The 11892-nt window shown below is 66.8% G+C and carries 11 protein-coding genes; 8 read left to right on the top strand and 3 right to left on the bottom strand.

What is annotated here, in order from left to right; genetic code table 11:
• Position 1: 1 nt before the first annotated feature.
• Both CSQ91_RS08875 and CSQ91_RS28885 read right to left on the bottom strand, forming a co-directional pair.
• Positions 2-1813 (bottom strand): DUF1800 domain-containing protein, encoded by a 1812-nt coding sequence (locus CSQ91_RS08875; RefSeq protein ID WP_099388017.1) that lies wholly within the window; start codon positions 1811-1813, stop codon positions 2-4.
• 189 nt (positions 1814-2002) lie between these two features.
• Entirely contained in the window at positions 2003-2182 is a 180-nt protein-coding gene (locus tag CSQ91_RS28885) for a hypothetical protein (protein WP_180278377.1), read from the bottom strand.
• Between the two features lie 55 nt (positions 2183-2237).
• On the opposite strand from CSQ91_RS28885, the gene CSQ91_RS08865 reads away from it, so the two are divergent.
• From CSQ91_RS08865 to CSQ91_RS08830, 8 genes are all read left to right on the top strand, one after another.
• A complete protein-coding gene (locus CSQ91_RS08865) occupies positions 2238-2804 on the top strand; it encodes a hypothetical protein (protein ID WP_099393913.1) in 567 nt (188 codons plus the stop codon).
• Positions 2805-2866: 62 nt separating this feature from the next.
• The gene (locus CSQ91_RS08860) at positions 2867-3595 is read left to right on the top strand and encodes a hypothetical protein (protein WP_052140300.1); all 729 of its coding nucleotides are present in this window, start codon (positions 2867-2869) and stop codon (positions 3593-3595) included.
• Positions 3596-3599: 4 nt separating this feature from the next.
• A complete protein-coding gene (locus CSQ91_RS08855) occupies positions 3600-4955 on the top strand; it encodes a hypothetical protein (protein WP_099388015.1) in 1356 nt (451 codons plus the stop codon).
• Between the two features lie 10 nt (positions 4956-4965).
• Positions 4966-7140: an 8-amino-7-oxononanoate synthase gene (locus CSQ91_RS08850; RefSeq protein ID WP_099388014.1), complete on the top strand. Its 2175-nt coding sequence runs from the start codon at positions 4966-4968 to the stop codon at positions 7138-7140.
• A gap of 20 nt (positions 7141-7160) precedes the next feature.
• Positions 7161-8207: an aminotransferase class I/II-fold pyridoxal phosphate-dependent enzyme gene (locus CSQ91_RS08845; protein WP_099388013.1), complete on the top strand. Its 1047-nt coding sequence runs from the start codon at positions 7161-7163 to the stop codon at positions 8205-8207.
• Complete coding sequence (locus CSQ91_RS08840) at positions 8191-9012, top strand: GIY-YIG nuclease family protein (RefSeq protein ID WP_143450986.1); 822 nt, start codon at positions 8191-8193, stop codon at positions 9010-9012. Before CSQ91_RS08845 ends, CSQ91_RS08840 begins: the two co-directional genes overlap by 17 nt.
• Before the next feature lie 34 nt (positions 9013-9046).
• Entirely contained in the window at positions 9047-9697 is a 651-nt protein-coding gene (locus CSQ91_RS08835; RefSeq protein ID WP_052140303.1) for a hypothetical protein, read from the top strand.
• 9 nt (positions 9698-9706) lie between these two features.
• Positions 9707-10435, top strand: a complete 729-nt coding sequence (locus tag CSQ91_RS08830) for an amidohydrolase family protein (protein ID WP_099388011.1) — start codon at positions 9707-9709, stop codon at positions 10433-10435.
• A gap of 6 nt (positions 10436-10441) precedes the next feature.
• On the opposite strand, the gene CSQ91_RS08825 is transcribed toward CSQ91_RS08830, so the two are convergent.
• Positions 10442-11818 (bottom strand): sigma-54-dependent transcriptional regulator, encoded by a 1377-nt coding sequence (locus CSQ91_RS08825; protein ID WP_099388010.1) that lies wholly within the window; start codon positions 11816-11818, stop codon positions 10442-10444.
• Positions 11819-11892 lie beyond the last annotated feature (74 nt).

The following is an 11892-nucleotide window of genomic DNA, read 5'->3' as shown; positions in this document are numbered from 1 at the left end:
CTTACTTTTGTACCAGGTAGGCCGGCGAGGCCATGGTCAGGAAAATGGCCAGCTTGACGCGGTTGGCCTGGGCAGTGGCTACCTGCGCGGCATTGCTGGCCGTGGCCGCGGGGATGCTGACCCCATTGACGGCGGTCAGGATTTGCCCGCGCAGCCTGGCGGGCATGCTGCCATGCATCAGGAGCAGGTCGATGCGGTCGAGCAGGACGCCCGTGTCGCTGGCCAGCGCCAGTTCACGTGTGTAATCGGGCTTGACTTCACGGCCATCGCCCACACCGCTATTGATGGCTTCCTGCATGAAGTTCAGATAACCCGTCACCGATGGTTCCGCCGTGATTTGCAGTTCCGGCGCCACCAGGCCAGCGCCGGCCAGGGCGGAATTGGGCGGCGTATAGGCGGGGCGGAAAAAACTGAACACGGACGGCGGATTCAAGGGGTTCTGGCCCAGACCGCTCAGTGGGTCGTCCAGATAATAGATGTGGTAGCGTCCGCTGGTCGCTTTTGCATCGAAGGCGCGCATCCAGCCGGCAAGGCGCAGCAGTGGCTCGCGCAGCTTGCCTGTACGCAAAGTGGTGCCGCTTGCGGCCAGCGCTTCCGGATCGAGCAGCACGGCGCGGATGACGGCTTGCATATCGCCGCGCACGCCGCTGCCATTGTTGGCAAATGCGGCGGCCACGCGGCCCACATAGGCGGCACTGGGATTACTGCTGACCAGGCGCTGGATCAGTTGGCGGGCAAAGAACGGTCCCGCATTGGGATGATTGAACAGGGTGTCGAGCGCCAGTTTCAGGTCGGCTTGCCCGCTGCTGGCGCCGGAGATGCTCTGGCCCAGGAAACGCTTGTCGCCGCTGGAATGGAAGGCCGCGTAGTTCTGCATCGGCTTCCAGTCGCGGTCGGGATCGGCCGTGCCGCCATAGAAGCGCGTGGCGCTCTGGTCCGGACCGGCCCAGCTCCAGCCCGTAAAGACGCGCGCCAGACCAGCCACGTCGTCGCGCGTATAGGTGTCGATAGGCTTGCCACCGGACAGTTTCAGGCTGCCATCGGGATTCAGTTGGTACAGGCCGATGGTAAACAGCTGCATCACCTCGCGGGCGAAGTTTTCATCGGGCGTGCGCGTGGCTGATTCCTTCTGGTTGCGCAGGTGGGACAGGTACAGCCCCATCATCGGATGCAGGGCCACGCCTTCCAGCAGGTCGCGGAAGTTGCCAAAAGCATGCTGGCCCAGCATGTCGTAGTAGCTGGCCACGCCACGTACCTGCGGCTGCACGGACTCGTTTTGCATGGAAATGACGAAGATTTCGGACAGGGCAAAGGCCATGCGTTGGCGCAATTGGTCCTCGCCGCGGACGCCTTGTTGCCAGAACGTTTCATAGAACGTCCTTAAACTGATGCGTTCCCCGCCGGCAGCCTGCGCCGCCAGCATGCTGTCGATATATTTGCGGTGCAGGGTTTGCGGCTTGGAGAACTGCGCGCGGAACCACGCAGCGCTGTCGCTGGCGGCCAGCGCATCGATGGCCGCCATGTTGGGGCCGAACGTGGCGCGGCCCAGGAAGCGCGACGCTTCCTGGCGCGTGAAGGTGGTGGCCGCCTGGCCGGCCGGAGGCGTGGTCAGCGGCGGAGGGGGGATGGTATCGCCTGGCGTGGTGCCGGGGGCTGCCGGATCGCCGGGGGCGGTGGTCCCTGGAGGAACCACCGAGATGTCCGGGTTCTGGATGGCGCCGGTGTTGCTGTCGCCGCCACCGCCACCGCCGCAGGCGGCAAGCAGGCTGAGCAATGTGATGGCCAGCAAACGGCGCAAAGTTGGGTCTGTCATTTAGTTTCTCTCGGGCAATCAAATTTTAGCCCATTAATTGTAGGCCCTAGCTACCACAATCCTGTTTTCAATTAACTATTTACGTGTTGGCCACGTTTTCATTTGCCTGACGTTGGCGTGGTGTTGATGCTGTTTTCGGCGCTGTAGGGCGAACTTTATTCTTTGAAAATGAAAAATATTTTTTGCCGATTAGGCGCACTGTGGCGGATAGGCGACGTAATCATTCCCGCCAATTAAGCTTGTTTGAAAGCTCATCTTGGCAACGAAACCCGCTTCGCCGGAAACCATGGTTTTTACGTCATCGGCGAAATGCCGTTCGCCACCCGCTCCGTTTTTTCCCCGCGTCCTTTCCCTGCGCATGGCTGGCATGGCCCTTGCGTCAGGGAGGCATGGGTCACCCGCCCGCCTTTCACCGGAGCCTGCCATGACCAGCCGTCTGCTCGCCTATCGTCCCGAAATGGAATTGCCTGAAGCGCCGGGCTTGCTGCCCCTGCAGCAGGAAGACGAGCTGGCACTGGCGGCGCAGTTGCTGGAACTGCAGGCGCCGGCCCAGTTCGACGCTTTCCTGGCGCGCCAATTGGGCGCCACTGCGGCGGGCCGGCAAGTGCGCGGTACGCCGCTGGAAGGACCGCTACACCAGCTGCTGGGCAAGGTGGTGGCGCCCCTGTTGCCGTTGCATGGTGGTTCGCCGCAGGCGCTCAAGCGGCGCGCTGCCGGCATCTTCGGCATGGAACTGGAAGGTTTGAGCCCGGAAGACAAGGAATTCGAACTGGCGCGCCAGGTCGTGCATCTGATCGATGCCGTCAATACGGAACTGGCGCAGGACGGCGCCACTGGCGCGCGCGCTCCCAGGGCGCGGGTGGAAACGGCCCTGCTGCAAGTGGCACGCAGCGTGGCGCCAGGCTTGCTCAGGCAGGCGGCGCAAACGCCAGGACGGGACGCTGGCCGCTGGCGCCGCGAGGGCGGGCACATCGTCGTGCTCGATTGTTAGCCGGACGGCCGTCTGTCCGGCAAGGTAGTCCCAACCGAGGTTATAACTTTGAGGAGCTCATCATGCATGACTTGGATCGTACGACCCTGGAATACGGACAGGAGATGTCCGGTTTTGAAGCGGAGCAGTTCGAGTTTGGCCAGGGCGAGTGGAGCGGCGAGGGCGGCGCGAACGCCATGTTTTCCGAGACCGAGGAGATGGAACTGGCGAATGAATTGTTGTCGGTCAGCAATGAAGCCGAACTCGAGCAGTTTCTCGGCAATTTCCTGCGCAAGGCTGCTTCCGTCGCGGGCGGCATCATCAAGTCGCCCGTGGGGCAAGCCATCGGCGGCGTGCTCAAGGGCGTGGCGAAGAAGGCCATTCCCCTGGCCGGCGGCGCCATCGGTGGCTATTTCGGCGGCCCGCTGGGGGCCAAGATAGGCAGCGGCCTGGCCTCGGCCGCTGGCGGCGCACTGGGGCTGGAAGCGGAAGCGTCGTCGAACGAGGACCGCGAATTCGAGGGCGCCAAGCAGTTCGTGCGCCTGGCCGCCGATACCGTCAACCGCGCCGCGCAAGCGCGCGGTGCGGGCGATCCGCGCGCCATCGCCCAGTCAGCGGTCAGCGCGGCGGCGCGCCAGTTCGCGCCAGGCTTGCTGGGACGCCCCGGCAGCCAGGTCTCCACGCAGAACGGCAGCGGCGCTGGTGCGGGTGGCAGCATGGCGCAGGGCGGTGCGCGCAGCGGCGCCGGCATGCGTCCGTCCAGCGGCCGCTGGGCGCGCCAGGGTCACAAAATCGTCCTGTACGGGGTCTGACATCATGGCCATCGGCGCTTATGCTACCTGGATGCTGGAGCAGGAGGCGCGCTCGCTGCTGACGCGGCTGGCGCGGCTGGAGCCGTTCGCGCTGATCGAACCGACGGTGCTGGCGGCGGCCCTGATGCCCAGCGCCCAGTCGGCCATCGAAAGCCAGCTGGTACAGGGCCGGCGCGCATTGCGGCGCATGGTGGCCCAGTTCCAGTGGTGGCTGCGGCGCGAGCACGCCGATGGCGCCAGCATGGCCACGGCCGCCGAGGCGCAGCGCCGTTTTACCTTCCTGCGCCTGAAGTTCAATGCCGCGCTGACCCAGTTCGACCTGTTCAACGAAGTCATCACCCAGCGCAGCGAGCACAAGACGGGCGTGTGGCTGGCCGGCCTGGACATCGTTGCCGCCGACGCGCTGGCGCTGCCCGGCAATGTGTACCAGGCGCCGCCCGTGATCTGCTACCTGGACCGGGGGCCGGGCGCGGCCATCCGCCGTGCGCGCACGCGCCTGCCCGGCGGCGGCGACAATCCCGTCGCCATCATCCGCCTGCCGCGCGAACGCATGATCGGCAGCAGCATCGCCTCGTCGCTGGTGCACGAAATAGGCCACCAGGGGGCTGCGCTACTGGACCTGGTGGCGTCCTTGCGGCCCGTGCTGCAAGCGATGCAGCATGGCGGCAGCGGCTTTGTTCACGTGTGGCAATTGTGGGAGCGGTGGATTTCCGAGATCGTGGCCGATTTCTGGTCGCTGGCGCGGGTCGGCGTGGCCGCCACCCTGGGCCTGATCGGCGTGGTCAGCCTGCCGCGCGTGTTTGTCTTCCGCCTCAATATCGACGATCCCCATCCAGTGCCATGGCTGCGGGTGCGCCTGAGCTGCGCCATGGGACGGGCCTTGTATCCGCATCCGCAGTGGGACCGCCTGGAGCAGCTGTGGCTGTCGTACTACCCGCTGGCCGGCCTGCCGCCGGCCCGGCAGCGGCTGCTGGAACAGTTGCAGGCCAGCATGGCTGCCCTGGTGGGCTTGCTGGTGCAGCACAGGCCGCCGGCCTTGCGCGGCGGCTCGCTGGTCGAAGCCATGGCCGTGCACACGCGCCAGCCGGCCATGCTGGCGCAGCTGTTTCGCAGCTGGAGCCTGGCGCCGGGGCAGATGTACCGGGCGACGCCGACCCTGGTGTTCGCCGTGCTGGGCCAGGCGCGCGCCAGCGGTGCCTTGAGCCCGGAAGACGAAAGCGAGCTGCTGGGGCGTTTGCTGACCCATTGGGCCCTGCGCAGCACCCTGGACACGTCGGAGCTGTGCGCGGATGTCGTGCGGCATGGCCGCCAGCCCGGCAGGCCGCTGCCGCCCCTGGCAACGCGTTTGATTATCCATTGAGGAGAATGACATGAGCAGCAAGATGAGCAGCAATATGGGTGGCAAGATGAGCCGCAGGAGCGGGGCGGCGGGCCAGGCGGGGCCGAAACACCACGGCGGCAGCATCGCTGTCACCGTGCACGAGCAGGACAGCGGGGCCATGGTCGTCAATGCCGCCATCAGCCTGTACCGGGGAGCCGAGGCGGATTGCCATGATTTCAATGCCGCCACCTGGGTAGCCGATCCCGCCATGCTGGTGGGCGTGCGCTGGACGGATGGTCATGGCAGTACCGTGTTTGCCGACCTGGCCACGGGCAGCTACGTGGGGGTGTATGGCAATTTCCCCGCCACGGCGCCGCAGTGCGTGACGGTGCAGTCCGGCTGCAGCGCCGTGCTGTGTTTCAAGCCGCAGCTCAATCCGCAGGTGGGGCTGGTTTTTGAAACGGCGGACTGCCATCCCAGCGACTGCAATTTTGGCAGGGTGGGTGACCGTGCCGTGGCCACCGTCTCGTTTGACGGCGATCAAAGCGCCGACGGGCGCGACCAGGTGCAGGTGCTGGCCGCCGCCCCGTGGGTACCCATGCGTGGTGCGCCGAATGCCTTTTCCACCCCCGTGCGGCGCGCCGGCATGCACCGTTTCATGGGACAGATGATGCTGTCGCAGCGTCCCGAGCTGCGCAATGCCTTGCCCGTGCCGGAAGGGCTGAGCCCGAACGCCATGCTGGCCGTGGACGCGGAATACGAGGCGGAGGAGCGCCAGCCTCAGCCCATCTCGGGCAATGTGGGCGTGTCGCTGACGCGCACGGAAACGGAGCCGACGGAAGACTTGCCGCTGTGGACCCTGATACGCAACAGCACTGAAGCGATGTCGTTTACGAATTACCTGCATTTCATGGACAGCCTGTTTTGCGGCGACCTGGCCAATGTGCGCGGCTTCGAGCAGGAGCGCTTCGTCAAAAAGGCCGACATGTTCCAGCAGCTCAAGCAGCGCCGCGCGCTGCCGTTCTCGGATGCCGATTCCTACCGCGTGCTGAAAGTGGCGACGGAGGCGTTCGTGATGGTCAATTGCGGCGTGCTGAACCAGCCGCTGGCCTTCAATCCCGCGGAAGACAAGGCCTACCTGGACCGGCGCGACATCCCCCAGGGACGGGACCTGGAAACCGTGCTGCGCAACGATTACCTGGAAAACATCGATGGTTTCCAGACCTTGCCCTACCTGGCCGTGATCCGCCGCAAGCTGCCCGACATCCCCATCAGCATCCCGCGCGGCCAGGAAGGCGAAGTGGACCTGTGCTTTGGCATCATCCAGGAAAAGCTGGCCAATCCCTGCCTGCTGGAACTGATCTGGTCGTACTGGCACGAAGAGGGCATGCTGGTACAAACCATGAATGCCATCGCGCAACGCTTCCAGAATCTGCGCGCGCCGGGCAAGCAACTCGATCCCCTGTCGAACACGGAAATCGACATGTTGCGTCCGCTGAATAATTTACTCTGGGGATACACGCAGGATGAACAGCATCGGCTGACCGTGATGCGCCGGAACTATGAGTATGACCATCACTACGGTGTGCGCCTGGATGGCAAGGCAGTGCAGCACTTCCGGCCAGCCGATAGCCGCTCCAAATTCCTGGAAGCGTTCCACCACTTGCTGCGCCTGCTCACTTCGTTCTACAAGCAGGATGACGACACCACCGTGAAGGCGGACGCCTTCCCCGTGCTCAACGCGCTCAAGGAAATTCATTTGATCCTGTCGCAGGGCGCGCACAACCAGTTCGGCGATTTGCCATCGACGGCGCGCATCGAAATGCTGATGCAGCAATGGATGCTGGCGCGCCCCGAATTCCGTGAATTTTTGCCTACGCGCGTGATGGTGGCGTATCCGGAACCGTGGATGGACAGGGTCGATGCCATGAAGAAATTGCAAGGCTGGACGGATACGAGCGTAATGCACTTCCGCAACCTCGCCATCTTCGGCGAGCAATTGCTGCTGTCCGTGCGCTATGGCAACTGGAGCGACATCTATGAACCGACGCAGGCATTCAACTGGGCGCGCTTCTGGCGCCCGCAAGTGCAGGGCTACATCCACGGCTACCGCGCCGCCACCGGGGTCGACCTGTCCGTCGACAGCAGCGACCCGGCGATCGAATCGACGATGCCCTCGGTGTTGCTGCGCCAGCGCCTGAGCCAGCAGCTGCGCAGTGTCTAGGGCGGGGGCGGGGCGGGTGCATGCTCGACTTTACCAGCGCCCTCTACCTGGGCATGCGCCATCCGGCGGCCGCGCTGGCGCCGTGGAGCAGCTTGAGCCTGGGCAAGCCGGCCGCGTTGCAGGAGCCGCCCGGCGCGCAGGCCCTGGCAGCAAGCCTGGCTGCGCTGCAAGGCTGCGAGGCGGCCTGCGTGCTGCCGTCGACCTTGCACTTGTTCTGGGACCTGTTCGGCATGCTGGCTGGCGAGCGCCTGGTGATCCTCGTCGATGGCGGCAGCTACGCCATCGCGCGCTGGGGCGCCGAGCGGGCGCAGGCGCTGGGTTTGCCCTTGCGCTTGTTTCCCAGCGGCGAGATGGCGGCGTTGCGGCAGCTGGCGGCGGCGTGGGGCAGGCAAGGGCGGCGCCCCCTGATCCTGGCCGATGGCTATGTGCCGGGCAGCGAACAGGTCTTGCCGCTGGCCGGCTATGCGGCCCTCGCATGCCAGGGAGGCGGTTACCTGCTGCTGGACGATACGCAGGTGCTGGGCGTGGCGGGCACGGCCGGTGGCGGCTCGGTGCGGCTGCATGGCTTGCCGGGCGGCTACGACAAGGGCGGCGGCCACGTGATCGTCGGCGCCTCGCTGGCCAAGGGATTTGGCGTGCCGCTGGCCGTGTTGGCCGGCAGCCGCAAGCTGCTGCGGCGCTTCGCGGCGCACAGCCAGACGCGCGTGCATGCCAGCCCGCCTTCGGCAGCCGTGCTGGCGGCGGCGCGGCGCGCGCTGGCGCTCAATGCCCGCCATGGCGACGCCCTGCGCGCCAGGCTGGCGGACAGGGTGGCGCAATGGCGGACAGGGATGGCGGCGGCCGGCATTGCCTGCCGCGGTGGCAGCTTCCCCGTGCAGCGTTTGCCCGGCCGCGCCCATTTGCGGCAAGCCTTGCGCGCGGCGGGCGTGCTGGCGCTGGCGCAAGCGGGAGACGGTCCCGGCGCGCTGACTTTCTTGCTGCGGGCCGACCAGACGCCGCGGCAACTGGAGCAGGCGATGGGCTTGCTTGAACATCACATCAGGAGGCGATATGAACGAAGCGTTTGAAATACTGCCCTTTGCGGGTCAGCCAGGGGCGGCCGGCGAACAGGAATGGTCGCAAGAGTGGTCGCAGGAGTGGCAAGGGGAGGAAGAGGGGGAATGGGAGGAGGAGCGCATGCGTCCTGGCGGCGGGCGAGGCGGCCTGCGTGCAAGGCCGCCGCTGCGAGGCGCGCGCCGTCCCGCGCCGCCGCGCTACCAGGGGCAGGGCCGCCGTCTGCCCCGCTTTGCTCCCCGGCCCATGCCCTATCTGCCGCCGCGCTACCGGGGCTGGGGCGGCTATGCGCCCATCTACCCTACCATTTATCCGGCGGCTTATCCTGTGGCGGAACCGGCCTTTGGCGACCAGCAGGGGCCGGACCAGGGAGTGGATACGGACCAGGATCAGGGGCAGGACGACGACCAGCAGCAGAGCGAAGTCCCGCCAACGCTGGCCGGCACCATGGGCCGGGTGCCGGAAGCGGCCGCCCTGCGCTACCAGGCGCTGGGGACGCTCGCCGATGCCTTGCGCGACGCGAATGGCCGGGGGCCGGGCCTGTACGTCATCGAGTTCGATGCGGGCGGAAGGCGCCGTGCCTACAGCGGCCAGACGGACGATCTGCACCGGCGTTTGCTGCAGCACCGGCTGTGCGGCCAGATGTTGGCCGTCGACGTGAGCGCGCACCAGGTGTATGTGGCGCCCCTGTCTTCGGCGGCGCAGCGGCGCCGGATCGAACAGCGCATCCACGACGACATGTTTGCCAACCAGCGCGGCGTGCTGACGAACCAGCGGCGCGAACTGGAACTGGCCGTACTGGGTGAAATGTGGGGCTGACGACAGCGCTTTGACGACTGCGAAGGAGAACATCATGCACCAACTCGAATGCGAATGCGCGCAATGCCGGCAGCGGGCCGGCGCTGCGTTTGAAGTACTGGAGTTCGGCCAGGACTGGTCCGGCAAGGGCCGCGCGCCGGCCGTCTTCAGCGAAGAGGAAGAACTGCAGCTGGCCATGGAATTGCTGGAAGTGTCCAGCGAAGCGGAGCTGGAACAGTTTCTCGGCAATGTCTTCAAGAGCGTGTGGAAGGGAGTCAAGAAGGTGGGCTCGACCATTGCCAAGGTGGCCAAGCCCTTGGGTGGCGCCTTGAAGGCCGTGGCCAAGACGGCCTTGCCCTTTGTCGGCGGCGCGCTGGGCTCGATGATCCCGATACCGGGCGTGGGCACGGCGCTCGGCTCGGCCCTGGGGCGCGCCGCCAGCAACGCGCTTGAACTGGAAATGGAGGCCGAGGCGCCGGCCGACCGCGAACTGGAGCTGGCGCGCCGCTTCGTGCGCATCGCGGGGCAGGCGGCGCGCCTGGCTGCCGACGGCGACGGCAGCGCGCGCGCCGTGGAAAGCGCGCTGACGCGGGCCCTGCATCAGCAACTGCCGCATTTTCGTTCGGCCGCGCCGCAGAGCGAGGAGGAGAGCGGGCGCTGGCGCCGGCGCGGCAACCGCATCGTCGTCATGGGCGACTGGCAATAGCGCGACAAGATGATCATCGATTGCCACTGCCATGCGGGACCGGGCGACGGCTTGAGCGGGCCGTGGGACAGCGATGCGCCGCTGCAAGCCTACCTGCGCCGCGCGCAGGCGGCCAGCATCGCCCGCAGCGTGCTGTTCGCCACCTTCCACTCCGATTACGCCAGCGCCAACCATGGCGTGGCGCGCCTGGTGTCGTCCGATCCGCAGCGTTTCTACGGCTTTGCCTTCGTGCATGCGCAGCGCGACCGGGGCCGCATCATGGACCTGGTGCGCACGGCCGTCGAGCGGTACGGCTTTGTCGGCGTCAAGGCGCACCGGTTGGACGCGCGCATCAGCGGCGAAGTGTGCGAGGCGGCCCGTTTCTTCGGCTTGCCCGTGCTGTACGACCCGGCCGGCGAGGTGGCCGTGGCCGAGCTGCTGGCGCAGCAGTATCCCGACGTCGATTTCATCCTGCCCCACCTGGGCAGCTTTGGCGACGACTGGGCCGCGCAGCTGGCGCTGATCGACCATCTGGTGCGCCACCGCAACATCCATACGGACAGCTCGGGCGTGCGGCGTTTCGACTTGCTGCAGCAGGCCGTGCGCCGCGCGGGACCGCACAAGGTCTTGTTCGGTTCAGATGGTCCCTGGCTGCATCCGGGGCTGGAATTGCACAAGATTCAGTTGCTGGACTTGCCGCCGCAGGATATGGCGCTGATCACGGGTGGCAATTTTTTGCGGCTGGCGGGGCTAGCGTGACGCGGCTTACCGTGCGGCTGGCGTGACCGGCGCTGCCGCGACAGTGGTGGTGGTGGCCGCCTTGCGGCGTAGCTGCAGGGCGCGGTCGGTCACCCCAAGGCGGGCGGCGGCGCGCTGGTTGTTGCCGCGCTCATCGGCCAGCACGAGGCGGATGGCCATGTCGGTGGCGCAGCGTGTGATGTGCGACAGCGTGCAGCCCTGGGCCAGGGCCCGCCGCACGGCCGCTTCGAAGTGCTGGTCGGGCCAGTGCGGCGCCAGCAGCCGTTCTTCCGGGGGCAGGGCGCCGATGGTGATGGGGCCGGGGCCGCAATGGCGGTGCCAGATGTGCGTGACGGTCTGGCGCAGTTCGCGCACATTGCCCGGATAGTCGCGCAGCAGCAGGTATTCGCGCACGGCGGCGTCCAGCGGGGGCGGCGGCCGCTGGGCCAGTTCAGCGAGGAAATGGCGGGCCAGCGGCAGGATGTCGTCCTGACGTTCGCGCAAGGGCGGTATCTGGCAGCGCCAGCCGGCGATGCGGTAATACAGGTCGGCGCGGAAGGCGCCGCGCGCCACCTCGCCTTCCAGTTCGCGGTTGGTGGCGCAGACGAGCCTGAATTGCGTCGGCTGCCAGGTATTGCCGCCCACGCGCTTGTATTTGCGCTCCTGGATGGCGCGCAGCAGCTGCGCCTGCAGGAGCAGCGGCAGTTCGCCCACCTCATCGAGGAAGAGCACGCCGCCGTCGGCGAGGGCAAAAGCGCCGTCGCGCGCAGCCGCCGCGCCCGTAAACGCGCCCCGTTCATGGCCGAACAGTTCGCTGCCGGCCAGTTCCGGCGACAGGGTGGTGCAGTCGAGGATGGTGAAGTCGCCTCTGCAGTTGCCGAGGCGGTGGATCAGTTGCGCCAGTAAATCCTTGCCCGTGCCCGTCTCGCCCGTGATCAGCATCGACGCCTGGCTGAAGGCGGCCATTTCCACTACCTGGTGCAGCAAGGCGGTCCAGGCCGCGCTGTCGCCCACCAGATGCTGGCGCACGGCGCCGGACGCCAGCATCTGCGCCACGGCTTGCCAGCGCTGCAGGCGCGCCAGCACCTGGCCCGCATCGACGGCGCCGCCAGGCCACAGCAGCACATCGAGCGCGCCTGCCGCCATCAGGGCCCGCTGTTGCGCGCAGCTGGGAGGGCGGCCGCAGGTGGCAATGGCCAGCACGCGGGCATGGCCGCACAGCGCCGGCAGCGCTTGCAGCAGGGCCTTATCGGTCTCGGCAAACAGCACGATGCCCGCGCCGTCTTCCTCGCCATCGTGCCGCCGGGCTACAGTTACCTGAGCCTGCTTCAAGGCCGTCATCAGCAAGGCGCCACTGCCAGCCGCCGCCTGCTGCATGATTTCCAGCCACACCTTGAGCGTCATAAGCCAGCCATCACAAGGGCACGAGTCGCCCATCTTAGGAGCCCGATACCCGAGCCGTTTGATCTGGCGCAAGC

The organism is Janthinobacterium sp. BJB301 (assembly GCF_002735685.1).
GTDB lineage: Bacteria > Pseudomonadota > Gammaproteobacteria > Burkholderiales > Burkholderiaceae_D > Janthinobacterium > Janthinobacterium lividum.
The sequence above is the reverse complement of the archived record's forward strand: the minus strand, read 5'-3'. Positions and strand labels throughout refer to the sequence as shown.